General features: G+C 75.1%; 27 protein-coding genes. 7 read left to right on the top strand and 20 right to left on the bottom strand.

Features of this window, described 5'->3' with window-relative positions:
* Positions 1–68: 68 nt before the first annotated feature.
* Together BKA22_RS10090 and BKA22_RS10085 are read right to left on the bottom strand one after the other, a co-directional pair.
* Complete coding sequence (locus BKA22_RS10090) at positions 69–899, bottom strand: carbonic anhydrase (RefSeq protein WP_146954539.1); 831 nt, start codon at positions 897–899, stop codon at positions 69–71.
* A 166-nt stretch (positions 900–1,065) separates the two neighbouring features.
* The gene (locus BKA22_RS10085; protein WP_223203731.1) at positions 1,066–2,025 is read right to left on the bottom strand and encodes a LysR substrate-binding domain-containing protein; all 960 of its coding nucleotides are present in this window, start codon (positions 2,023–2,025) and stop codon (positions 1,066–1,068) included.
* 91 nt (positions 2,026–2,116) lie between these two features.
* Between BKA22_RS10085 and BKA22_RS10080 the strand changes: the two genes are divergently transcribed.
* Together BKA22_RS10080 and BKA22_RS10075 are read left to right on the top strand one after the other, a co-directional pair.
* The gene (locus tag BKA22_RS10080) at positions 2,117–3,208 is read left to right on the top strand and encodes an aminotransferase class V-fold PLP-dependent enzyme (protein ID WP_146954538.1); all 1,092 of its coding nucleotides are present in this window, start codon (positions 2,117–2,119) and stop codon (positions 3,206–3,208) included.
* A 4-nt stretch (positions 3,209–3,212) separates the two neighbouring features.
* Entirely contained in the window at positions 3,213–3,956 is a 744-nt protein-coding gene (locus tag BKA22_RS10075) for an SIR2 family NAD-dependent protein deacylase (protein WP_223203730.1), read from the top strand.
* On the opposite strand, the gene BKA22_RS10070 is transcribed toward BKA22_RS10075, so the two are convergent.
* The 7 genes from BKA22_RS10070 to BKA22_RS10040 form a co-directional block, all read right to left on the bottom strand.
* A complete protein-coding gene (locus BKA22_RS10070; protein ID WP_146954537.1) occupies positions 3,936–5,318 on the bottom strand; it encodes an MFS transporter in 1,383 nt (460 codons plus the stop codon). The genes BKA22_RS10075 and BKA22_RS10070 overlap by 21 nt on opposite strands.
* A 109-nt stretch (positions 5,319–5,427) precedes the next feature.
* Positions 5,428–6,702 carry an aminotransferase class III-fold pyridoxal phosphate-dependent enzyme gene (locus BKA22_RS10065; RefSeq protein ID WP_146954536.1) on the bottom strand — a complete coding sequence of 425 codons (1,275 nt, stop codon included), beginning with the start codon at positions 6,700–6,702 and terminating at the stop codon, positions 5,428–5,430.
* Positions 6,703–6,710: 8 nt separating this feature from the next.
* On the bottom strand, positions 6,711–7,484 hold the full coding sequence (locus BKA22_RS10060) for a hypothetical protein (RefSeq protein ID WP_146954535.1): 774 nt from the start codon (positions 7,482–7,484) through the stop codon (positions 6,711–6,713).
* Positions 7,478–8,164, bottom strand: coding sequence for a TetR/AcrR family transcriptional regulator (locus BKA22_RS10055; protein WP_223203729.1), 687 nt, complete (start codon positions 8,162–8,164; stop codon positions 7,478–7,480). The genes BKA22_RS10060 and BKA22_RS10055 overlap by 7 nt, the downstream gene beginning before the upstream one ends.
* A 4-nt stretch (positions 8,165–8,168) precedes the next feature.
* Positions 8,169–8,924, bottom strand: a complete 756-nt coding sequence (locus BKA22_RS10050) for an SDR family NAD(P)-dependent oxidoreductase (protein WP_307725903.1) — start codon at positions 8,922–8,924, stop codon at positions 8,169–8,171.
* A gap of 207 nt (positions 8,925–9,131) precedes the next feature.
* A complete protein-coding gene (locus BKA22_RS10045) occupies positions 9,132–9,797 on the bottom strand; it encodes a GNAT family N-acetyltransferase (RefSeq protein WP_146954534.1) in 666 nt (221 codons plus the stop codon).
* A 112-nt stretch (positions 9,798–9,909) separates the two neighbouring features.
* Positions 9,910–10,461 (bottom strand): macro domain-containing protein, encoded by a 552-nt coding sequence (locus BKA22_RS10040; RefSeq protein ID WP_146954533.1) that lies wholly within the window; start codon positions 10,459–10,461, stop codon positions 9,910–9,912.
* Between the two features lie 744 nt (positions 10,462–11,205).
* On the opposite strand from BKA22_RS10040, the gene BKA22_RS10035 reads away from it, so the two are divergent.
* Positions 11,206–11,796 carry an alpha/beta hydrolase family protein gene (locus BKA22_RS10035; RefSeq protein ID WP_146954532.1) on the top strand — a complete coding sequence of 197 codons (591 nt, stop codon included), beginning with the start codon at positions 11,206–11,208 and terminating at the stop codon, positions 11,794–11,796.
* Between the two features lie 36 nt (positions 11,797–11,832).
* Here BKA22_RS10035 and dtd read toward each other — a convergent pair whose 3' ends face one another.
* The 8 genes from dtd to BKA22_RS09995 all read right to left on the bottom strand — a co-directional run bounded on the left by dtd (position 11,833) and on the right by BKA22_RS09995 (position 17,648).
* Positions 11,833–12,270 carry a D-aminoacyl-tRNA deacylase gene (gene dtd / locus BKA22_RS10030; protein ID WP_146954531.1) on the bottom strand — a complete coding sequence of 146 codons (438 nt, stop codon included), beginning with the start codon at positions 12,268–12,270 and terminating at the stop codon, positions 11,833–11,835.
* On the bottom strand, positions 12,267–13,307 hold the full coding sequence (locus BKA22_RS10025; protein ID WP_146954530.1) for an asparaginase: 1,041 nt from the start codon (positions 13,305–13,307) through the stop codon (positions 12,267–12,269). Before BKA22_RS10025 ends, dtd begins: the two co-directional genes overlap by 4 nt.
* Before the next feature lie 2 nt (positions 13,308–13,309).
* A complete protein-coding gene (locus tag BKA22_RS10020) occupies positions 13,310–13,645 on the bottom strand; it encodes a DUF2516 family protein (RefSeq protein ID WP_146954529.1) in 336 nt (111 codons plus the stop codon).
* Between the two features lie 74 nt (positions 13,646–13,719).
* On the bottom strand, positions 13,720–14,139 hold the full coding sequence (locus BKA22_RS10015) for a type II toxin-antitoxin system VapC family toxin (protein ID WP_146954528.1): 420 nt from the start codon (positions 14,137–14,139) through the stop codon (positions 13,720–13,722).
* A 5-nt stretch (positions 14,140–14,144) separates the two neighbouring features.
* Complete coding sequence (locus BKA22_RS10010; protein ID WP_146954527.1) at positions 14,145–14,432, bottom strand: type II toxin-antitoxin system Phd/YefM family antitoxin; 288 nt, start codon at positions 14,430–14,432, stop codon at positions 14,145–14,147.
* Between the two features lie 135 nt (positions 14,433–14,567).
* Entirely contained in the window at positions 14,568–15,812 is a 1,245-nt protein-coding gene (locus tag BKA22_RS10005) for an FUSC family protein (protein WP_223203728.1), read from the bottom strand.
* Positions 15,809–16,969 (bottom strand): CAF17-like 4Fe-4S cluster assembly/insertion protein YgfZ, encoded by a 1,161-nt coding sequence (ygfZ, locus tag BKA22_RS10000; protein WP_146954558.1) that lies wholly within the window; start codon positions 16,967–16,969, stop codon positions 15,809–15,811. The genes BKA22_RS10005 and ygfZ overlap by 4 nt, the downstream gene beginning before the upstream one ends.
* 58 nt (positions 16,970–17,027) lie before the next feature.
* The gene (locus BKA22_RS09995; RefSeq protein WP_146954526.1) at positions 17,028–17,648 is read right to left on the bottom strand and encodes a heme-binding beta-barrel domain-containing protein; all 621 of its coding nucleotides are present in this window, start codon (positions 17,646–17,648) and stop codon (positions 17,028–17,030) included.
* Positions 17,649–17,861: 213 nt separating this feature from the next.
* Between BKA22_RS09995 and BKA22_RS09990 the strand changes: the two genes are divergently transcribed.
* Positions 17,862–18,233 carry a DsrE family protein gene (locus BKA22_RS09990; protein WP_223203727.1) on the top strand — a complete coding sequence of 124 codons (372 nt, stop codon included), beginning with the start codon at positions 17,862–17,864 and terminating at the stop codon, positions 18,231–18,233.
* A 36-nt stretch (positions 18,234–18,269) separates the two neighbouring features.
* Here the strand turns inward: BKA22_RS09990 and BKA22_RS09985 are convergent, their stop codons facing one another.
* The 3 genes from BKA22_RS09985 to BKA22_RS09975 form a co-directional block, all read right to left on the bottom strand.
* Positions 18,270–18,764 carry a DUF4395 domain-containing protein gene (locus tag BKA22_RS09985; RefSeq protein WP_146954525.1) on the bottom strand — a complete coding sequence of 165 codons (495 nt, stop codon included), beginning with the start codon at positions 18,762–18,764 and terminating at the stop codon, positions 18,270–18,272.
* 150 nt (positions 18,765–18,914) lie between these two features.
* Complete coding sequence (locus BKA22_RS09980) at positions 18,915–19,454, bottom strand: thioredoxin family protein (protein ID WP_146954524.1); 540 nt, start codon at positions 19,452–19,454, stop codon at positions 18,915–18,917.
* A 3-nt stretch (positions 19,455–19,457) separates the two neighbouring features.
* Positions 19,458–20,201, bottom strand: coding sequence for a hypothetical protein (locus BKA22_RS09975; RefSeq protein ID WP_218866621.1), 744 nt, complete (start codon positions 20,199–20,201; stop codon positions 19,458–19,460).
* A gap of 118 nt (positions 20,202–20,319) precedes the next feature.
* On the opposite strand from BKA22_RS09975, the gene BKA22_RS09970 reads away from it, so the two are divergent.
* From BKA22_RS09970 to BKA22_RS09960, 3 genes are all read left to right on the top strand, one after another.
* Positions 20,320–21,036: a response regulator transcription factor gene (locus BKA22_RS09970; protein ID WP_146954522.1), complete on the top strand. Its 717-nt coding sequence runs from the start codon at positions 20,320–20,322 to the stop codon at positions 21,034–21,036.
* A gap of 75 nt (positions 21,037–21,111) precedes the next feature.
* Entirely contained in the window at positions 21,112–22,428 is a 1,317-nt protein-coding gene (nhaA, locus tag BKA22_RS09965; protein WP_146954521.1) for a Na+/H+ antiporter NhaA, read from the top strand.
* A gap of 11 nt (positions 22,429–22,439) precedes the next feature.
* Positions 22,440–23,390 (top strand): alpha/beta fold hydrolase, encoded by a 951-nt coding sequence (locus BKA22_RS09960; protein ID WP_146954520.1) that lies wholly within the window; start codon positions 22,440–22,442, stop codon positions 23,388–23,390.

Raw genomic sequence — 23,390 nt, 5'->3', positions numbered from 1 at the left:
CCGTCGTCGTTCTCGCCTGCTCAGGGCCCGGGGTCGCCGGGGCACTCAGCCGCGAGGTGCGGGGGTGCTCAGTCGTCGGCGCCGTCGAGCAGGAGCTCGCGCTCGCCGAGGGGCTGCACCGGGCGGTCGTTCTCGGGGATGACCGCGCGGAACGCCGCGAGCTGCGCGGCCGAGACCTCGACGGGCTCCTCCAGCACGACCCACGAGACGCCCTCGGTGCACGGCGGGGTCGTGAGCGAGCCGGTGTAGCGGAACGAGGCGAGGGAGTCGGGCAGCAGCGCCGCGGGGTCGAAGTCGTCGATCATCGTCGTGCCGTCGACCTCGGTGGGCAGCGAGGTCAGGTACGACTGCAGCGCCGCGTTCTCGTCGCCCACGGTGAGCAGCACGGCCATGACGGTGATGGCACCCGCCCCGTCCTTGTGCACGAAGTGCAGCTCGGCGTCGTACTTCACACCGTCGACCGTGTGCTCGGACGGCTCGTGCAGGTGGATCTGCGCCAGGGCGGAGACCTTGCCGTCGATCGTGAGCGTCGAGCCCGAGTGCGGGGAGATCTGCACGCTGTGCCCGGTGTTCGTCAGCTCCGCGAGCCCCGAGACGTAGCTGAGATCGGGGTCGGCGACCGCGACGTCGCTCGCGCCGGTCAGGTCGACGGGCGACTGGGAGCTCGCGTCGGCGCACGTGGCGTAGTCGGGGCTCAGGTCGGCCCAGGCCTCCGGGCCGGTCTCGCCCTCGTAGGTGAACTCGGCGGCGTCGGCGGTGGCCGAGGCGCTGGCCGAGGAGCCGGTCGAGGCGGCCGAGGTGCTGGTGGAGTCGGTCGCCTCCGCTCCGCTGGAGCAGGCGGCGAGCAGGCCGAGCAGGGTGGGCACGGCGATCGCGGAGACAAGGACGGGGTAGCGCACGGGTATTCCTCTGGTTGTGGTGCTGGTGTGTCGGCTCGCGGGGCGGGGGACGCCTCAGCCTGGTGACCGTGACGCGCGGGGCGCCGGGACCATGAGCCGTACGACCACCTTCACACGCCTGGTACGGGCGTTTCACCAGGTGGGGTGTCTGTTCCGTCACGTCCCGTCAGGACGTCGCGGCGACCAGTGCAGCGAGGGTCGCGGCGACCGCCGGGACGCGCAGCAGGTCGGGCGTCGTCACGGCGTGCACGGTCCGCCCGGTGAGACCGCGTGCCGACCGGAGCACCACCCCCGGGTCACGGTCGGCGGTCGGCCGCACCAGCCCGGGCAGCAGCGCGACACCGAGGCCGGACCCGACGAGGGCGAGCACCGCCATGTAGTGGTCCGTGGCGTGCTCGACCGTGGGCACGAACCCGCGGCCGGCGGCGTCGGCGAACAGGTGCCCGCGGCAGCGCGGGCAGCCGGCGATCCACCGTTCGTCGGCCAGGTCCGCCAGATCGAGCGACGGGGTCGCGGCGGCCGGGTGCGCGGCGGGCAGGGCGACGTACGTGGGGTCGTCGAGCAGCCGGGTGCTGACCAGACCGGCCCGGTCGTCCTGCGCGGGGTCGCGGTCGACGCCCGGGTACTCGAAGGTCAGCGCGAGGTCGCACCTGCCCGAGCGCAGCAGCTGCAGCGACTGCGGCGGCTCGGCCTCGTCGAGCGCGACGGTCAGACCGGGGTGCTCCTGCCGCAGGGCGGCCAGGGCCCGCGGGACGAGGCTCGCCGCCGCGGACGGGAACCCCACGAGCCGGACCCGTCCCGCGCGCAGACCCGTCAGCGAGGCGACCTCCGCCTCGGCGGCACGCAGCGCGGCGGTGACGGTCGACCCGTGCCGGGCGAGCACCGCGCCGGCCTCGGTGAGCCGCACGCTGCGACCGCTGCGGTCCAGCAGGGCGGTGCCGAGCCGACGTTCGAGCCGGCGCACGTGCTGGGACACGGCCGGTTGGCTGAGCCCGAGCAGCGTCGCCGCGCCCGTGATGGTCCCGGCGTCGTCGATGGCCCGCAGCATGCGCAGCGCGGCGACGTCGAGCCGCCCGGTCGGTGCGGGGTCGACGGTCGACAGGTCGTCCAGGACGGGGGTGGTCACGTGAGGACGCTACTCGCCCATCACACTCTGTGATGGCTCGCCTCCGATCTCTGTCGTTGTGTGATGCATCCCGGAGCGCCACGATCGACGTATGACGACCACCGCCGCGTCGCTCCTGACCGCCGCCGACCTGCGCGAGCTGTTCGCCCCCGTACCCGGTCACCTCGACGCCGCGACCGCCGGCCTGCCCCTGCGGGCGACCACCCGGGCGCTGCACGACCACGTCGACGCCTGGCAGGCGGGCCGGCTCGACCTGGCCGTCTGCGACGACGACGTGGTCCGTTCCCGCAGCGCGTTCGCGCGCATCGTCGGCGTCGACGTCTCCGACGTGGCCATCGGCTCGCAGGCCTCGGTGCTCGTCGGGCTCGTCGCCGCCGCCCTGCCCGACGGCGCCGAGGTCGTCGTGGCGCACGGCGACTTCACGTCCGTCGTCTTCCCGTTCCTCACGCACGCCGACCGGGGCGTGACCGTCCGGCACGTGCCCGTCGAGCAGCTCGCCGACGCGATCGGGCCCCGCACGAGCGCCGTGGCGTTCTCCCTCGCCCAGTCGCGCGACGGGCGCCTCGCCGACGCCGCCGCCATCGGCGAGGCCGCGGCCCGGGTCGGCGCCCTCACCGTGTGCGACCTCACCCAGTCCGCCGGGTGGCTCCCCGTGGACGCCTCGGCGTTCGACGTCACCGTGACCTCCACCTACAAGTGGCTCACCGCGCCGCGCGGCGTCGCCTTCCTCACCGCGCGCCCCACCGCACTGGCCCGGCTACGACCCCTGCACGCCGGCTGGTACGCCGGGCACGACATCTGGCAGTCGGCCTACGGCCCGCACATGCGCCTCGCCGACGACGCCCGCCGCCTGGACGTCTCCCCCGCCTGGCCCGCCTGGGCCGGCGCCGCGCCCGCGCTCGAGACGTTCGCCGCGGCCGACATCGAGAACGTGCGACGGCACGACGTCGGCCTCGCCGACCGCCTGCTCACCGACCTCGACCTCGCCCCGCGCGGCAGCGCGATCGTCTCCCTGCCCGACGACGAGGTCGGCACCGCCCGGTGCGCCCTCGAGGCCGCCGGGTGCCGGGTCGCCGGACGCGGGGGCGGCGTCCGGCTCGCGTTCCACGTCTGGAACGACGAGGACGACGTCGACCGCGCCGTCGCCGCGTTGCGTCCGCACGTGCGGGCGGTCGCACACTGATCCCGTGCCGCACCACGACCACCCGACCCTGACCGTCACCGCGCTGACCGGCGCGGGCATCTCCACCGGCTCGGGCATCCCCGACTTCCGCGGACCGCAAGGCACCTGGACCCTGCACCCCGAGCAGGCCGCCCTGCTCGAGATCGGGCCGTACATGGCCGACGCCGACGTGCGCCGACGCGGCTGGGCCGCCTGGGCCGACAGCCCCGTGTGGCACGCGCACCCCGGACCCGCGCACCGCGCGCTCGTCGCCCTCGAGGAGGCCGGCGCGCTCGGCGCGGTGCTCACGCAGAACTTCGACGGCCTGCACCAGCGCGCGGGGTCCGCCGCCGACCGCGTCGTCGAGCTGCACGGCACGCTCGCCACGACCTCGTGCCTGCGCTGCGGCGCCCGGTCCGCGACACCCGACGTGCTCGCCCGCCTGCCGCACGAACCCGACCCGCACTGCACGTGCGGCGGCGTGCTCAAGCCGGACGTCGTCTACTTCGGCGAACGGCTCGACGACCTGGCCGTCGAACGGGCCGTGGCCTCCGTGACCGACGCCGACGTGCTGCTGGCGATCGGCACCACGCTCACCGTGCAGCCCGTCGCCAGCCTGGCGGCCATCGCCGTCGAGCACGGGACCCGGCTCGTGGTCGTCAACGCCGACCCGACACCGTACGACCGGCTCGCCGAGGAGATCGTGCGCGAGCCCATCGAGCAGGCGCTGCCCGCCCTCGTCGAGCGGCTACTCGGCGAGCTCGCCTGAGCGGACCGGCACGGGCCCGACCCGCGGCTCCGGGTCCGGGGTGAGCGCGGGGACCGGCACGGCGGCCGCCACGGGTGCGAACCGGCGCGCGTGCCCGGCCACCGGCGCCATCAGCACGAACGGCAGCAGGAAGGCCACCGCCAGGCCCGTCCCGTCCGACAGCAGACCGACGACGACCGCCCCGAGCACCGCACCGGCGTAGTTGAACAGGTTGACCCGTGCGACGACCTCGTCGACCCGGTCCGGCGCCAGCTCCCCCGCGGCCGAGAACGCGAGCGGCACCAGCGCCCCCACCCCCACGCCGACCAGCGCGAACCCGACGATCGCGACCGCGGGCAGCGGCACCAGCGCGACCGGCAGGAAGCCGACCGCACCGACCACGGCCGCGACCGCCGCGACCCGCACCCGCCCGGACCGGTGCACCCATCGGTCACCGACGAGCCGGGTGGCCAGGATCGCCGCCTGGTACGCCGCGTACCCGAGCGGCACCACGGCCGCCGAGGCCCGCAGCACGTCGTCGAGGTAGATCGAGCTCCACGTGCTCACCGCCGAGTCCGCGACGAACGCGACCAGCACCACGCCGCCGAACACCCAGATGCCGCGACGCGGCAACGGCGTGCGCGGCGCTGCCTCTCGGACCGCACCGTCACCGAGCACCCCGTCACCGACCGCCCCGTCACCGAGCGCCGGGTCACCGCCCGGCACCTCCGGCTCGTCCGGCGCCGGCGCGACCAGCGACCCCCTGCTGCCGATCGACACCCCGGCGAGCACCACACCGGCCGCCGCGAGCGCCCACGTCGCCGCCGACGAGCCGCCCGCGAGCGCCGACATCGCGAGCGCCGCGACGATCGCCGCAGCCGTGTAGCTCGCGAAGAACGAGGACATCACCGACCGGCCGAGCCGGTGCTGCACGAGCACCCCCTGGATGCCCGCGGCCGCGTCCACCATGCCGAGCCCGACCCCGTACACCGCGAACCCGCCGACGAGCACGGCCGGTGCCGCGCTGACCGCGACGAGCAGCACGGCCACCGCCTGCGCCGCCAGCCCGAGCACGACGGCCGTCCGGCTCCCCCGACGGGTCGCGAGCCGCTCGGCGAGCACCGACCCGCCCGCCGCCGCCAGGCAGACGAGCAGGACGAGCAGGGAGACCTGGGTGTCGTCGATGCCCTGCCGGTCCTTGAGGGCGGGCAGGGCGGTGACGACCGTCGCGTAGCCGAATCCCTGGGCGGCGTACGCGGCACCGACCGCGATGCGGGCCCGGCGGGCGTCCAGCGGACCCGTCGGGACCCGACCCGTGAGGTTCGGGCCCCCGGGGTTCGGGCCCGTCGGGGCCGGGTCGAGCGGTGCGTCCGTGCTGGTCATGGCGCGCTCCTTCGGTGGGGAGCCGGCGCGCCGTCGGGCCGGGCGGAGGGGTCGTTCTGCGGTGCGGGTCGTTCTGCGGTGCTGGGCGGGCAGCGGTGCGGGGCGACCGTCAGCCGAGCTCGGGGTGCCGGGCCTTGACGATCCCGAACGCCTCGTGGGCGACCTCGACGGTCCGGGCGATGTCCGCCGAGGTCAGCGAGGCGTTGATGAAGTGGTTGTGGTGCGAGGTCAGGAACACCCCGCGCTGCACGCACTCGGCGACCCACTCCTGGTGCAGCATGAGCGAGTCGTCGTCGGCCAGGCGCAGGTAGAACAGCGCGGGTGCCCCGGAGGCGACCAGGTGCAGCCCGTGGTCGGAGGCCGCCGAGACGAGCCCGGTGGTCAGCTCGGTGCCGAGCCGCTCGAACAGCGCCGGCCCGTCGAGCTGCTTGAGCTTGGTGATCGAGGCGATCCCGGCCGCGAACGGCACCGCGCTCATCCAGTACGAGCCGGTGTACGACAGGCTCGAGACGACGTCCTTGAGCGACTCCTTGCCGCACAGCGCCGAGACGTTGTAGCCGTTGGCGAGGGCCTTGCAGAAGCAGATGAGGTCGGCCTCGAACCCGAAGTAGTGGTCCGAGCCGGCCAGGTCGAGCCGGAATCCGGCCCGCACGTCGTCGACGATCAGCACGACGCCGTGGTCGTCGCACAGCTTGCGCACGCCCGCCCAGTAGCCCTCTGCGGGCAGCTGGTTGTCGACGAAGTTGCCGTGCATGTACGGCTGTGCGATGAGCCCGGCGATCTGGCCGCGGTGCTCGGAGAACAGCCGCTCGAGCGCCGCGAGGTCGTTCCACGGCGCGTACAGGTTGTGCGCGACGTCCTCCTCGAGGATCCCGGGGTAGTCGAGCTTCTGCGTCCACGGCGCGACCCCGTGGTAGAACCCGTCGAAGAAGACGATCTTCTTGCGCCGGGTCGCCGCCCGGGCGGTGAGCACGGCCAGCGTGGTGGTGTCGCCGCCGTTCTTGGCGAAGAACGCCCAGTCGGCGCTCGCCACGGTGTCCACCAGCAGCTCGGCGAAGTCGACCATCACGGCCGACGGGATCGTGACGACGTCCTCGATCTTCGCCTGCGCCTGCGCGGCGGCGTCGACGTCGGGGTCGCGGTAGCCGAGCACGTTGGGCCCGTAGCCGCACATGTAGTCGATGTACTCGTTGTCGTCGAGGTCCCAGAACCGGGTCCCCTGCGCGCGCGAGGAGAACAGCGGGAAGGCCGTCTGCGGGATGTAGCAGCCTTCCGACGGTCCCTGGTGGCCGTAGATGCCCGACGGGATGACGCGGAACGCCCGGTCGAACGCCTCGCGGCTCTTGGTGTACGTGTACGGCGGGGTGACGGTGGTCGCGGTCATGGGGCTGCTCACTCTCCGAGGTACTGGCCGACGCGGTCGAGGATGCGGTTGACGTTGTCGACCATCGAGACGGTTCCGCGCATCGCGATGGTGCCGTCGCAGATGCAGGCCATCGCACTGGCCTGACCGGACAGCAGGCGGCCGGCGACGTCGAGGTCGGCGAACGTCATGGCGGCCCGCGGGTGCGGGGACGCCTCGGGCAGGAACGTCATCCGGTGCTCGAGCACCCGCAGCGTGTACGCGAACGACCCGGTGACCTCCAGCGCCACGTCCCCGTCGGGGATGAGGTGCGCGCTGAACCGCCCCTGACGGTCCTCGTTCGCCAGCTGCGCGACGGCGGCCGTCGCGACGTGCAGCGTGAGCGCCGTGCTGGCCTCACGGAAGCGCTCGTCGACCAGGTCGTCCTCGCCTGGCTTGAGGTAGCGCGCGAGCAGCTCGGTCAGCGGGGCGAACACGCCGGTGAGGAAGCGGATCCGGTGGAACCCGCTGACGGGGATCGGCTGGGCCGTCCCGTCGACGACCTTGTTGAACGCTGCCGGCCCGGTGAACGGCATGACGACCGTGCCGGTGGCCCGGTCCGGCACGAGCCGCACCTCACCGTCCCGGAACGCCAGCACGCCGCGCGGTCCGCCGCGCACGACGAACGCGATCGACACCGGCCGGGGGTCGCGCGCGAGGATGTCGCGCGCCTCGGGCACCCGGCGGCACAGCTCGGGGATCGCCCCGAGCACGGCGTGCAGGTTCACGTACGCCGCGGCGCGCGGTTCGGTCTCGGTCAGCATGCGCGGTGCTCCTCGTGCTCGGGCTCGTGGGTCCCGGCGCCGGGCGCCGGTGAGGTGCTGGGGTCGAGCGGGACGGCGAGCGCGGCCAGCGCCCGGGCGGCGAAGGCCACCGTGGCGCGCGCCGCGGCCGTGTCCCGGTCGGCCAGCCAGGTGGTGGTCAGCCCGTCGGTGAGCGTGACGAGCAGCCGGGCGGCGTCGGGCAGCGGCACGAGCCATCGTGACCGGGTGGCCCGGGCGGCCGTCTCGAGCGTGGCGGCGGCCGACCGGTGGTAGATCGCGTACTGCGTGGCGAGCGCGGCCTCCTGACCGGGGGTGCGCAGCGCGTACAGCGTGAGCTCGAGCAGCGCGCGCTCGCGCAGCGGGTCCTCGACGAGCAGGTCGACGAACCGGTCGAGCCCTGCCCGCACGACCTCGGCCATGGTCGGTGCCGGGTCGGCCGGCTCGCCGAGCGGCAGCAGCCCGTCCTCGGCGGCGCGCCGCTCCTGCTCGGTGACGTCGGCGATCACGGCCTCGAGCAGCTCCTCGCGGGAGGCGAACGCGTAGTGCAGGCTCGCCAGCTTCATGCCCGCCTCGGCGACGACGGCCCGGGTCGTGGCCCCGGCGACGCCTTCGCGGGCGATGACCCGCACGGCGGCGTCGACCAGCGCGCGGCGGCGCTCGGCGACGGGCATGCGGGTCATCGGCTCACTCCCCCGTGAGCCGACCGGCGACGGCGAGCGTGAACCGGCGCGGCATGAGACCCGCCGCGACGGCCGTGACCTTGTTCCGATGCCCGGCGACCACCGACGGCGGGGTGTCGCGCCGGTCGAGCGCGCGGAAGGCCACGTCGACCACGGCCGGGACCGAGAGCATCTGCCCGACCTTGAACTTCTCGGACCCCGCCGCCTCGAAGAACTCGGTCTCGGTGGGCCCGGGGGCCAGCGCGAGCACCTTGAGCCCGGTGCCGCGCGTCTCCTGCCAGATGGCCTCGGTGAGCGAGCGGACGTACGCCTTGGTCGCCGCGTACACGGCCAGGTACGGCCCCGGCTGGTAGGCGGCCGTGCTGGCCACGTTCACGAGGACGCCGTCCCCGGCCGCGAGCAGACCGGGCAGGAACAGCCGCGAGAGCAGCGTCACCGCGGTCACGTTGAGGGCGATCTCCTGGGCGATGCGCGCCTGGTCGGCCTCGGCGAACGCCCCGTAGGTGCCGAAGCCGGCGTTGTTGACCAGGGCGCGCACGTCCACGTCGAGCGCGACGACCTCGGCGAGCAGCCGGTCGCCCGCGTCGGCCTGCGTGAGGTCGAGCGGGACGACGTGCGCGGACACCCCGTGCTCGGCCGTCAGCTCGTCGGCGAGCCGCTGCATGGGCTCACGGCGACGGGCGACGAGCACCACGTCGTGCCCGCGCGCGGCGAACCGGCGGGCGAACTCCACGCCGAAGCCGGCGCTCGCCCCGGTAATGACCGCGGCGGGGCGGCGGGACGGGCTCGCGGGCGGGTTCGCGTCGATGAGGGGCTCCGGGCTGCGGGTGGCGGGGCGGGCGGTCAGAAGTGGGTCAACTGACCCACTCGGTGAGAGTGCCACTGTGACCGGCGTCGCACCAGGGCCCGGGCGCAGTGTTTACGCAGCGGTAACGGCCCGCACCTCGCCGTCACCCTGCCGGGCGCCTCAGGCCCGCTGCATCGGCACGATCCACGGACCCTCGCCGGCCGCCAGCGGCACCCGGTCGCGCACGGGGTCGTAGCCGAGCGCCCGGTAGTAGCCGACGTTCTCCGGCTTCGTCGTCTCCAGGTACGCCGCGGCGCCCGAACCGTCGATCGTGCCGTGGACCGCCTCGAACAACGCCTTGCCGCGACCCTGACGCTGCAGGTCCGGCCGGACGCCCACGGCCTCGACGTACCAGGCGTCACCCGGCACGCCCTCCGAGGTCAGGTCCCCGAACCGGGCCAGCGCCCGGCTGTGCTCGCGGGCGTGCAGCGCCAGCCGCACCAGACGCCACGACTGCCGCCACCAGCGCCGCGCGTCCATCGGGTACGCCCCCGGCGGGTACACGGCCACGACCCCGGTCACGTCCCCGGCGTGCCGGGTCGCGAACACCGTGCCGTGACGCACGGCGTCCGACAGGGTCATCCGGTACAGCGCGTCCAGCTCGCGTGCCCGGCGCGCGGCCGACGGGAACAGGTACGTGTACCCGGGGTCCTCGGCGAGCGCGTCGGCCAGCACCCGCGCCGCCGCCGGGACATCACCGGGCGTCAGGGTCTCGATCACGTCGGGGATCCGGCGGGGCGTCCCGGCATCGTCGGAGGAGTCACGGGGCGGCGTCGGTGCGGACATGCCGCGCATCCTGTCCGTGACATGCGTCCAGGTTCAAGGGGACGTCCGCCGCACGGCTCGAGGTGACGCGTCCGGGCCGACACGCACGCCGCCCCCGCCCCTCCCCCGACGATCAGGCGAGCGCCCGCTCGAAGGCCGCGAGCGCGGCCGGCCCGGAGAGCACGAACCGCACGAGCTCGAGCCCCGACGGCTGGGTCTGGCCCTCCAGCACGCCGTTCTGCGCGCAGGCCGCCCACCCCTTCACGACACCGGCCGCGACGCCCGCCACGTCGGCGACGTCCCAGCCGTACGCCCCGGCACCGACGGCCGGGAACGCGATGCTGCGCGCGCCGAGCTCGACGGCGATCTCCAGCGACCGTCCGAAGCACGAGGCGAGCGCGGTCGTGCTCACCTGCCCCGCGTGCCGGTTCGGGCCCACGGTGTGCACGACCCACCGGGCCTGCAGGTCGAAGCCCGGCGTGGCGACCGCGTCGCCGACCGTCAGGCCGTCGGCGAACCGCTCCTGGGCGCGCAGGGCCTGGCACGCCTCGAGCAGCTTCGGCCCCGCCGCCGCGTGGATGGCCCCGTCGACCCCGCCACCGCCGAGGAGCGTGAGGTTGGCCGCGTTGACCACGACGTCGACGTCCTGCTCGGTGATGTCCCCCTGGACGGCTTCGATCCGCATGGGGGCCATCCTCGCGCGCGGCGCGCTGAGCACCACCCGACGAAGGTCTCAGGCCCTCCGGCGGGCGATCCGGCGCGAGAGCGGGACGACAGGCGGGGAGCCAGCCGGCGAGGGACGAGGAGAGGCCCCTCGGACGCTTACTCCGGGGGGCCTCGACCTGGTCCGAAGGGTATCGAGCAGACGCGTCCTTCCGGGTGAACGCCGGGTGTGTGTCCACAGAACTCATCCACAGGCCTGTGTTTGCCGCGTGTTCATGCAGGTCGACCTGTGGACGAACATGTGCACCGACCGGTGGACAAAAGTTCCTGGTCAGAGCGCTTGCGGGCACCCGGGGCCAGGACTAGACATCTCTCGACGGCCACGACGGCCCGGGCAGAGAGCGGCAGCACCCCCCCGGGGGGCATGCACCGCCGGGCGGCCGGGTAACCGTGGCCGGGCCGAGCGGAGAACGGGAGACCACCCGGCAGGGAGACCTGGCGGACTGCGGATGACGACGCAGGGGGCACCGGAGCCGCGACGCCGGACCGCAGTCGCCCCGCCCATGGAGAGCCGGTCAGCCGGCGAACCGGGTGCCGGGACGCAGCCGCACCGTCATCGCGGCGTCCGCCCCGCCGTCCACCGGTGGCTCGGGACCTGCGGTCACGGGAGGGCCCCTCGGACGCTTACTCCGAGGGGCCCTCTCGCGTCCCCGACCGGCGAAGCATCCACGGGCACCGGCGCACGTCCGACGGCTACCGTGGGCCCGTGACCAGCGCGCACGCCTCCGTCGGACCCGTCCCCCGCGTGGCCGGCCTGCTGCTCACGCCCGGTGCCGGCGCGGACCGCGAGCACCGCACGCTGCTGGCCGTCGAGCACGCGGTGGCGCCGCTGCCCGTGCGTCGCGTCGACTTCCCGTACCGGACCGCCGGGCGTCGGCTGCCCGACCGCGCACCCGTGGCCGTCGCCCACGTCTGCGCGGAGGCCGAGGCGTTCGCCGAGGAGCTCGGTGTCGGCACCGACCGCCTCGTGCTGGGCGGTCGCTCGTACGGCGGCCGCATGTGCTCGATGGCCGTCGCCGAGGGGCTGCCCGCGGCCGGCCTGGTGCTGCTGTCGTACCCGCTGCACCCGCCGGGCAAGCCCGGCACCCTGCGGGTCGCCCACCTCCCGGAGGTGCACGTCCCCGTGCTCGCGGTGTCCGGGGAGCACGACCCGTTCGGCACCCCCGAGGAGCTCGCCCTGCACCTGGGCACGCTCGGCGGCCCGCTCACCACCGTGCTCGTCCCCGGTGGGCACCAGCCCGACGGCGACGCGGCCGTCGCGGCAGCCGTCCGCGACTGGCTGACGACGCTGGGCTGATCGGGCACCCGGCCGTACCGGTCTCCGGGGCTGCGATCAGGAGCCCGGGACCGACTCCAGCAGGATCGTCACGGGTCCGTCGTTGACCAGCTCGACCGCCATGTCGGCCCCGAACCGCCCCGTCGGGACCTCCAGACCCCGGGCCCGCAACGCCGCCACGACCTGCTCGACCAGCGGTTCGGCCACCGACCCGGGCGCCGCCGCGTTCCACGTCGGACGCCGACCCTTGCGCGTGTCGGCGTAGAGCGTGAACTGGCTGACCACCAGCACCGGCGCCCCCACCTCGACCGCGCACCGCTCGTCGCGCAGGATCCGCAGCTCGGCGATCTTGCGCGCGATCAGCTCGACCTGCGCGGGCCCGTCCCCCGGGGTCACACCGACGAGTGCGACCAGCCCGGGACGGTCGATCGCACCGACCACCTCACCGTCGACCCGCACCGAGGCCCGCGTGACGCGCTGGACGACCGCCCTCACGGACGGCTCCGGTCGGGCCCGCCCGCCTGATCCGGGACCGCAGCCCCAGGGCCGAACGTCGCGACCACGTCACCGACCGGCTCCCCGTGCCCGAGCACGGGTACTCGTCCGACCGTGCCGACGAGCGCCGGGTCGACACCCGCCGCCATGAGCGCCGCCGCGAGCACGACGGGCCGCGGCCGGGCGGACCCGTCGGCGACCTTGAACGCCACAGCCGACCCGTCGGGCAGCCCTGCCGCGTACACGCCGTCCGCGCCGTCCTTGGCCACCAGGCCCGGCACCGCCTGCATGAACGCGGTCGCGTCGCGGCCCGTGCCCGCCACGCACCACGGGTGCTGCGCCATGGCGCGCGCGACCCGACCCTGCGGTCCGAGATCTCCCGAGGCACCCGCACCCGCGAGCGCGCCGAACGCCCGCGCCAGCCCGGCGAGCGTCGTCGAGAACAGCGGCGCACCGCACCCGTCGACCGTCACGTGCTCGACGGGCGCGCCCGTCAGCTCGGCGATCGTGCCGCGCACGGCCACCTGCAACGGGTGCGACGGCTCGAGGTAGGTCGCCGTCGGCCAGCCCGCGGCGACGCACGTGGCGACCATGCCGGCGTGCTTGCCCGAGCAGTTCTGCGTGAGCGACGCCCGCCCGTACCCGTCGGCCCGACGCTGCCAGGCCGCGTCCGCGTCCAGCGGCCAGTCCGGGGTGTTCTGCAGCGCGTCCTCCGCCAGTCCGGCGTCGGCGAGGAGCTGCCGCACGACCTCGAGGTGCCCGTCCTCGGCGTTGTGGCTCGCGCACACCAGGGCGAGCCGTTCACCGGCCACGTCGAGCCCGCTGCGCAGCATCGCCACCGCCTGCAACGGCTTGAGCGACGAGCGCGCCCAGATCGTCACGTCCGGGTCGCCCAGCGCGAACCGCACCGACCCGTCGGGCGCCAGCACCACCACGTGGCCCGCGTGCACCGACTCCACGACCCCGCCGCGGACCACCCGGGCGAGCGGGACCGCACGACTCCCGACGTCCGAGGCAGCGAGCTCCTCGGCCCGCACCCTCACCACCCGCCGCGCGACGACGGGCCGCGGGGGCCCTTCTTGCGCGAGTACGGGGCGATCGCCGGGCGCACGTCGACCAGGTAGACGATCGACGCGACCGCGCTGCCCAGCGCGAGGAACGAGAGGAACCCGAGGCCGAGCGGTGCCGGGATCGCCATGAACGCGATCGCCGCTGCCGGTCCGAGGATCAGCCCCCAGAACTGCTTGGTGCGCTTGCCGCCGTCGACGAACGCGCGCGACGGCCGCGTGGCCAGATCGACGAGCGCCCACAGGGACAGGCCGAAGATCACCAGGTAGAAGGCCAGGAACATGAGGATCTGCAGGTTGGCGATCACGGGCCGAGCCTACGAGACGACCCTGCGCACACGCGTCACCCGCGCCACGATCACCCGGGCGGCGATCGGGGCCGTCAGGGAACGACGTGCAGCCCCTCGGCCCGCGCCGCCGCTGCCAGCCGCTCGTCCCACACGGCCACCACGAGGTCCGGCGACCGCAGCGTCAGCGCGCTGGCCAGGTGCAACGCGTCCCCCGAGCGCAGCGGGTGCCGACCCACGAGCACGGCCGCGCTCGCACTGATGCCCCGGTGCAGCTCCACGACGTGCAGGCCCGCCCACAACCGCTCCCACGCGGCCAGGGCCCGCCGAGCAGCCTCGGGCTCCAGCGCACCGCTGCGACGGGCGGAGGCCAGGGTGGCCCGCACCTCGCTGTCGGCCAGCCGGGACGTGGCCACCAGGTCGGCACCGTCCCACAGGGCGGCGCTCAGGTCGGTGCCGGGCTCGGTCACGCACAGCTTGAGCAGCGCGCTCGTGTCGAGGTAGACGATGGCCATCGGCGTCAGCGGCGCAGGCGGCGGACGAGCCCGGACACCGCGTTCGGCTGCCGGGCCCCCGGACCGTGGGCGCCCTGCGCGCCGTGCTGCTCCGGTTCGGCGGGCGGACGGGGCTCGTCGGGTGCGGTGAGCAGGCCGTCGCGGGTCAACCGCGTCAGCAGGTCGGCCGACTCGATGCCGCTCAGGCGCGCCACGGGCACCCCTCGGTCGGTGATCACGACGTCCTCACCGGCCTTGGCGGCCTCGATCCACTGCTTGAGCTCCGCGCGCAACGCGCTGACCGCGACCTCCACCCCGCGACCGTACCGCCTGACCCGTCGCACCGGCAGACCTGCGACCGGGTCGGTCTGCGAGCAGCCGCAGGTCAGAGGGTCGACCGGGGCAGGCACCTGACCGGGTGCCGACCCGGTCGTCGGGCTTCCGGAGGGCTACAGCGGCGGGAGCACGTCGCGCGCCTCACGCGCGGACACCCCGGCGATCTCGAGCAGGTCCACGACGAGGGACCGCTGCAGCAGCACCAGGCTCTGCACCTGCCAGTCGTCCGGCGCCAGCACGAAGGGGTCGAGCCGTCCGGCCGCCGCGAGCAGCCGAGAGCGCGCACGGTCGGGCGCCCGCCCGGTCGCGAGCGCACCGGCGAGGTCGTCGGTCGCCGCGGCGACGTCCACCACGGCGGCGGCCACGGCGCGCAGGTCGTGCTCGGTGCTGCCCAGCTCGACCCGGTCCGCCTCGACACCACCGGGCACGTCGCTGCCGTGCGCCACGCCGGGCTCGTCGCACCCGTCGGGCCGCTCGGTGGGCCGCGGAGTGGGCTGCTGAGCGGGCTGCTGAGCGGTCTGCGTGCCCGCCTCCACGAGCGGCAGCGCGCGGCGCGTGAGCACCCGCGCGTTGCGCATCGCCCGGTCGGTGAGCACCGCGGCCTGCACCAGCGCGGTGAGCTCGTCCCGGTACCGCCGCGCAGCCGGCGAGACGCGCGCCAGGTCACGTGCCCCGGTCGCCGTGTCGAGCCACTCGTCGAAGGCCGGCTGCGACGCCCGCCCGCGCACGAGCGCGTCCTCCACGTCGGCCGGACGCATCGCCACGAGCCCGCGCGCGAGCATTCGCAGCACCCCCGCCAGCTCCTCGACGCCGACCCGCGCCATCGCACGGGCCCGTCGCCGCGGGTCGCTGGGCGTCAGGACCGCCACCGCGAGCGCGACGGCGCCACCGACGAGCGCGTCGGTCCACCGCCCGAGCGGCCCGCCCGAGGCCCCGAGGGCCGGCAGCCCGACGATGACGATGGCCTGCACGCCCGCCTGCGTCGTGAGCATCGCCCCGCGGTCGATGAACCGGGCGATCACCGCCGACGCGAAGAGCACCACGGCGACCTGCCACCAGCCCGAGCCGATGACGTGCACCACGAGGTCACCCAGCCCGACGCCCAGTGCCACGCCGACGGACAGCTCGGCGACCCTGCGCAGCGGGCGGTCCGAGGTGAAGCCCAGGGCGATCCACGCGCTGACGGGCGCGAAGAACGGGTACGCGTGCCCCAGGAGCGTGTGCGCGATCGCGAACGCGATGCTCCCGGCGACGGCCGCCTGCAGGATCGGGAACCACGCGGCGCGCACGCGCGACCAGCCCTGCCGGACCCGCGCGTCCGCGACGACCCGCGCCGAGTCCGTCAGCGTGAGGTTCACAGCATCGGGTGCTGGCCGAGCCCGCGGGTGAGCGGACCGCGCGCCGCAGGGCGGTCGGCGGACACTCCCTCCGCGGGCACGACGACCTCCTGGCCGGCGGTGACCGCACCGGCCTGCGAGTCGACGACGAGCTCGACGTCCCCGGGGACGGACCGCTTGACGACGGCGAGCGCGACGGGCCCCAGCTCGTGGTGCCGCGCGACGCTCGTGACGTACCCGACGACCTTCCCGTCGGCGTCCGCCCCGGTGCGTGGCCCGTCGCCCACCAGGCGCACGGGGGCACCGGCCTCGGGCAGCAGGTGCCCCGACCCGTCCAGGTGCAGCATGACCAGCCGGCGCGGCGGGCGACCCAGGTTGTGCACCCGCGCCACGGTCTCCTGACCGCGGTAGCAGCCCTTGTGCAGGTGCACCGCGGTGCGCAGCCAGTCCAGCTCGTGCGGGATCGTGCGGTGGTCGACCTCGTGCGAGGCCCGCGGCCGCCAGGCCTCGACACGGGCCGCCTCGGTGGCCCACGTACCCGCGAGCGACCACCCGGTGGCCTCGCGCTGCGCGACCGCGTCGACCAGCGACGCCCGCGGCACGAGCACGAGCCGCCACGCACGGTCGGCGCCGGGGTGCGCGTCGTCCTCGGGCCCGTACCGGGTGCCCCCGGGCGCCGTCCGCGGCCACGGGTCGCGCCAGGTCATCGGCTCGTCCGCGGTGCCCTCGGCGTCGACGGGCTCACCGATCGCGGCCCAGTCGTCGGTGGCGTCGGCGACCTCGACGCGCAGCGTGAACCGCATGCGGTCGAGCCACGCGCTCAGGGCGACCGGGCTCTCGGTGAGCAGCCAGGTGGTGGTCCCGTCGTCGACGACACCGGCGGCGTGCTCGACGTGGCCGTTCGGGTCGAGCACCAGCAGCTCGGTGGAGGTGCGCGGCGGCAGCGCGGCCACGTCCTGCGAGGTGATCGAGTGCAGCCAGGTCAGCCGGTCGGGCCCGGTGACGGTGACCACGCCCAGGTGGGACTGGTCGACGACCGCTCCCCCGCGGGCCAGCGCCCGCTGCTCGGCCGTCGGGTCGCCGTAGTGCCACGGGACGCCCGCGTCCGGCCCGGAACCGTCGACGGCGCCGCGGCGACGCAGCAACGGGCTGCTGTGCCGCGGCGGCTCGGTGCGCACGCCGGGCCCGGTCGGGGTGTCCTGACCCTGCGCCCCGGTCGGGGCGTCGACGGCCACGTCAGGCCTCGTCCTCCACCCGGGCGAGCCGGGCGGAGGCGTAGGACTGCATGGGGTTGCCGAACGCGGCCATGTCGTGGGCCCACATGAGCTCGCCCTGCACGAGGCCGTAGAGCCGTGTGGCGGCACTGACCTCGGCGCCGGTGGCGGTGCGGGCGATCAGGTCGGAGACCAGGTCGATGCGACCGTTGCCGACCGCGCCGACGTAGATCGCGACGTGCCCGGACGGGTCGGCCAGCAGCAGCTCGACGGGGTGCTGGTCGTCGCTCAGGCCGTCCGGGCGCTCCGGCGGCACACGCCAGTAGCCGGACTCGGTCGACCAGACGGGCGCGTGCTCCTCGGCGGGTCCGGGTGCGGCGTCAACCTCGGCGTCGTCGCCGTCGACCGGTGCAGCGCCCGGCTCGTCGACGAGGGCCGCCGCGTCGTCCGGCGCGACGACGAGCCGGATCGTGGACGTGTACGACAGGTAAGGCCCGCCGTCGTGGTCGACGACGACCTCCTGGACGAAGGCCGTCTCGTCGATGCCGGGGTAGCCGACCACGCCCGGACCGCTCCACCGACCGACCAGCCATGCCAGCGGGTAGACCTCCGGGGCGAGCCCTTCGGGCAGCACGAATGCCATGACCAGCCTTCCCTCCGGGCGGTCGCACCACCCGGCACCGTTCGTCGGACGCGTCAGCGCCCGACGTTCATCGACCGCCGCGGTACAGGCGATAGACCACCAGGCAGGCGAACCAGCCGATCGTCAGGGTGGCCGCTACCAGCAGGCCGATGAACACTCCCTCGAGCGCACTCATGCGCTGATGGTAACGAGCCCGAGCCCTACCCTGTTCCGGTGACGACGCCGATGCGACCCCTGGTGATCAAGAGCACGTCCGGCCTGGACCGTCCGGAGGCCGCGAACCAGGCGCTGACGGTGGCCGCGGCCGCCGTCGTGGCCGGTGCGGACGTCAGCCTGTGGCTCACCGGCGAGGCCGCGTGGTTCGGTCTCCCCGGGCGCGCCGACGAGCTCGAGCTGGAGCACGCGACCCCGCTGGGCGAGCTGCTCGAGGTGGTCCGCGAGGGCGGGCTGGTCACCGTCTGCACGCAGTGCGCGGTCCGGCGCGGCATCACCGCCGAGGACCTGCTGCCCGGGGTGCGGATCGCCGGGGCGGCGGTGTTCGTCGAGGAGTGCCTGGCCCCGGACGCGCAGGCGCTCGTCTACTGACGCAGCACCCGCACGTCCGGGGGTCCGGGACGTCGGTCAGGCGGTGCGGGCGGTCCGGGCGCGCAGCCGCACGCCCAGCAGGTACAGCTCGCAGCCGAGGCACAGCCCGAACACCGCGTTGAGGAACGCCGCGACGAGCGCGACCGCGGCGGCGATCGGCGCGGCCACCGGCGAGACCAGCACGGCGAGGACGACGCCGACGCCGGTGACCAGCAGCCCGACGAGCTGGGCGAACCGCGGCGGTCGCGGGTCCTCCAGCTCGGTCGGCGGTGCGAGACGGGGACGGACGAGGCGCGCGTAGACCTTGCCCTGCCAGGTGCCCTGCACACCGCGGGCGACGCCGAGCGCGAAGCTCGCGGCGATGAGCGTGAGCAGCAGGGTCGCCGCGGTCCCGCTGCCGAGCAGCAGGACGACGACGAGCAGGACGGCGGTGATCGCGGCGCCCACGCGCGGACCGCGCGGATCGATCCCAGCCGGACGGGACGTTGAGGCCCCGGCCCGGGGCGGGGTCTGCGGGGTGGTGTCGGTCATGGCTTCTCCAGGGTGGCGAGGGGTGCGCGGCACCGGGCTGCGCCGGTGGGGGTGCGCGGGTGGGGGTGTGCGACGCGACCACGTCGGACGTGGCCGCGGGGGCCGGGGACACAGCCGCCGGCCGGAGGGGTCGAGGGACGACCCGTGGGCTCAGCGGGCGGTGGCCCCGCCGGGACAGCCGTCCGGACACTCGCCGCCCACAGCAGGCGCAGCAGGGACGGCGTCGAGCGCCGCGAGGGCGTGCCGGCGGTCGCTCCCGCCGGACATGCGGCCGACGACGGCACCATGGCCGTCGAGCACGAGCGTCGTGGGCGTGCGCATCACGCCGAAGCGGCGCACGAGGTCGAGGTGCTCGGTGACGTCCAGGTCGACGTGCACCAGGTCGTCGTGCTCGGCGACGAGCTCGGTGAGCACGTGGTGCGTGCGCCGGCACGGGCTGCACACCTCGGACGAGAACTGCACGAACGTGGCCCGGGCGCCGAGCTCGACGCCCAGCTCGGCCGGGGCGAGCCGCTCGTGGGCGACCGTCGTGGCCGTGGCGTGCTCGACGGCCTGCGCCTGCGTCACGTGCGCGGCGGCGAGCACCTGCGGGTCGACCGCGGTGAACCGTCCGTTGCGCGCACGCCACCACAGGCCCAGCACGGCAGCTGCCGCGAGGACCGCGAGGACGACGAGCACCCGGACGAGCACGGCTCAGCCCACCAGGACCCGACCGGCGACGTACACGACGAGCCCGGTGACGGTGACCGGCAGCGTGACCGCGGCGAGCGCCGGGGTGCGCCGTCCGAGCGCGGGCAGGCGGTGGAACAGGGTGCTCAACGAGGCCATGAGCACGCCGACCGCGAGGCCGAGGACCGCACCCGCGACCGGAGCGACCGACGGGAGCGCGTAGGCACCCAGCGTGCCCGCGGCGGCACCGGCGAGCGCGGTGACGATCGCCCGCGTCCAGGGAGAGAGCCGCACCACCGTGACGGCCGAGGCGACGGCGAGCGCGAGCGCACCCGTGACCACGAGCCCCTCACCCCCGGGCGTCCGCCCCGTGGCCACCCAGCCGGAGACCGCGATCGCGACGAGCGTGCCGGCGACCGTGCCGGAGACGGACTCCACGAGACCCTCCCGGCCGTCGCGACGCAGCATCTCGTTGACGAAGGCCAGCAGGATCGCTCCGGCGAAGACGACGGGCAGGAACCGCAGGAACGGCTGCTCGATGGCGCTGTGCACGGCGAACACTCCCCCGATGCCGCCGAGCGCGACGACCGCCGCGGACCCGGGCGGGTAGGGCAGGTCGAGCAGCGCGGGCCACCCGAGCGCGAACACCAGGGCGAGAGCCGCCGCGAGCCCAGCGACCGGCAGGTCGCCGAGGTACCCCGCGACGGCGACGAGCGCGGCGAGGACGGCCGTGACGACCGAGCGGGTGGCGACATGCACGGGTGACATCCTCGCAGACGGCCCACGTCCGCCCACGACACGTCCACCCGTCCGCCGCCGGACGGTCGGCGCACCCGACGCTCCCGGAGCGGTACCGTGTCCCCACTCGCACGCCAGGAGGCCCTCGGTGGCAGATCTTCTGCTCCTCACTCCGGCGTCCGGGGGCTCTGCGCAGGTGCTCCCGGCACTCGGTCTGCTGTCCCACCGAGTCCGGGTCCTTCCTGTCGAACCGTCGGCTCTCGTCGATGCCCCGGACGCGGACATCGTCGTGCTCGACGCACGACGCGACCTCGTCACGGCACGGACCACGTGCCGGCTCCTGCGCGCCACCGGCCTGATGGTCCCGCTGGTGCTCGTGCTCACCGAGGGCGGCCTCACGGTCGTCACCGCGGAGTGGGGCGCCGACGACATCGTGCTGGAGAACGCCACGCCCGCCGAGGTCGAGACCCGGTTCCGGCTCGTCATGGAGCGGTCCGCGGCGGCCGGCTACGACGACGCCCCGCAGGAGATCTCGTCCGGCGAGCTGACGATCGACGCCGGCGGCTACACGGCCCGGCTGCGCGGCCGCCCGCTCGACCTCACGTACAAGGAGTTCGAGCTCCTCAAGTACCTCGTGCAGCACCCGGGCCGCGTGTTCACGCGCGCCCAGCTGCTGCAGGAGGTCTGGGGCTACGACTACTACGGGGGCACCCGCACGGTGGACGTGCACGTGCGTCGCCTGCGCGCCAAGCTCGGCCCCGAGCACGAGCAGCTCATCGGCACGGTGCGCAACGTCGGCTACCGGTTCGACCCGCCGAAGGAGCGTCGCGCGGCCGCCGAGGAGATCACGGCCGACGCGTCCTGACCTACCCCGGTACCGTGGGTCCCGGTGTGCCGGGAAGCCTGGTCGGCGTCCGCTCACCCCTGCCCGGAGGCCCTCATGGTGACCCGCGACCCGCATGCACCGACCCCGCCGCCCACCCCTGCGCCGGCCGTGCGCCGGCTGTTCGCCGCCCTCAGCCCCGGCGCCGAGCGCAACCTGCTCGACACGCTCCGCGGGGAGCGGACCGGCGGGATCCTCCTGCTGGCCGGGGCGCTCGCCGCTCTCGTGTGGGCGAATGTGGCGGGCGACTCGTACGTCGCCGTCCGTGACACGGTCGTCGGTCCGGCGGCCCTGCACCTCGACCTGACGGTCGGGCAATGGGCCACCGACGGCCTGCTGGCGGTCTTCTTCTTCGTCATCGGGCTCGAGCTCAAGCGCGAGATCGTCGTGGGCGAGCTGCACGACGTGCGCACGGCGGTCGTACCGGCCGTCGCTGCGGTCGGCGGCATGCTCGTGCCCGCAGGCCTGTACCTCGCGGTGAACCTCACGGCCGACGGCGGGGCGCCCGGAGGCTGGGCGGTGCCGACGGCGACCGACATCGCGTTCGCGGTGGCCGTGCTCGCCCTCGTGGGGCGGAACCTGCCGTCGGCGCTGCGCGCGTTCCTGCTCACCCTGGCGGTCGTCGACGACCTGCTCGCGATCGTGGTGATCGCCGCGTTCTACAGCGACCAGGTGGCGTTCGGCTGGCTGGCCGCGTCGTTCGCGTGCGTCGCGGTGTTCGCGCTCGTCCTGCGCCGCGGCTGGACGTCGCCCTGGCTTCTGCTGCCGCTGGCGCTGGCGGCCTGGGCCTTCATGCACACCTCGGGGGTGCACGCGACGATCGCCGGCGTGCTGCTCGGCTTCGCGGTGCCCGCCTCGCCGGGGTCGACCCAGCGCGCGCTCCGGCTGCCTGCACCGCCCGAGGACTCGCTCGCCGAGCGGTTCGAGCACCGCTGGCGCCCGGTGTCGGCCGGCTTCGCCGTCCCGGTGTTCGCGCTGTTCGCCGCCGGGGTGCCGCTCTCGGCGACCGTGGTCGGCGAGACGTTCACCGACCCGGCCGCCCAGGGGGTGGCTCTCGGGCTCGTGCTCGGCAAGCCGCTCGGCATCGTGGCGGCGACCTGGCTCGTCGCGACGTTCACCCGGGCGACCCTCGCCGGCGGTCTCGGCTGGGGTGACGTGCTGGGCGTCGGCCTGCTCGGCGGCATCGGATTCACCGTGTCCCTGCTGGTCGGCGAGCTGGCCTTCGGGTCCGGGACGACCCACGAGCACGTCGTGGTGGCGATCCTCTTCTCCTCGGCGGCGGCCGCCGCTGCGGGGTCCGTGGCGCTCGCCGCACGCGGTCGGCGGCACGCCCGGGCGACGAGCCCGGGTGACTTGTCCGCCGCGGACGGATAGGTTCGCTCCCGATGACGACGGTCGACTCCTCGACGCTCCTGCTCGACGGGCCCTGGCAGCACCGGTTCGTCCCCGCCAACGGCGCCCGCTTCCACGTGGCCGTGGCCGGGCCGGACGAACGTGACACGCCACTCGTCGTGCTGCTCCACGGCGTCCCCCAGTTCTGGTGGGCGTGGCGCCGGCAGATCCCCGAGCTCGCCGCGGCCGGGTACCGCGTGGCCGCGATGGACGTGCGCGGCACGGGTTCGTCCGACAAGCCGCCCCAGGGCTACGATTGCCCCACGCTCGCGGCGGACGTCGCCGGGGTGATCCGGTCGCTGGGTGCCGAGCGTGCCGTCGTCGTGGGCGCCGGGACGGGTGGCGACATCGCCTGGACGCTCACCGGCACGCACCCTCAGGTGCTGCACGCGATCGGCGTCCTGGCCGCGCCGCACCCCGTCGACCAGCGGGCCGTCGGCGCCCGTGCGGTCCGCGTGCGCGCGCTGCCCCGGCTGGCCTTCGCCCAGCTGCCCTCGTTCCCGGAACGGGCCATGACCGACGGCTCGCTCGTCACGCACATGCTCACCGAGTGGGGCGGCGCACCGGGCTGGCTCGACGCGCAGTCCGCCGAGACCTACCGCCGGGCCGCCCGCGTGCCGTTCGCGGCGCACAGCCAGCTCGAGCAGCTGCGCTGGCTCGCCCGCTCGTCCGTGCGGCCCGACGGGCGCCGTCACCTGGCCTCGCTGCGCTCCGCCGCGCCGCTGCCCGTGCTGCAGGTGCACGGCGGCCGGGACGGCCTGCGGCCTGCCACGCACGCGGCGCTGTCCGCGCACACGCGGGCATGGGTCGGGCCGCGGTACCGGTTCGAGCTCGTCCCGCAGGCGGGGCACTTCCTGGCCGACGAGGCACCCGGCCAGATCACCGGGCTGCTGCTGGAGTGGCTCGCGACGCTGGACCTGCTGCCGGCACGCGTCACGGGCTGA

Origin of the sequence: Cellulomonas soli, from assembly GCF_013409305.1 — a bacterium.
GTDB classification, from domain to species: domain Bacteria; phylum Actinomycetota; class Actinomycetes; order Actinomycetales; family Cellulomonadaceae; genus Cellulomonas; species Cellulomonas soli.
This window is presented reverse-complemented; position numbering and strand designations above follow the sequence as displayed.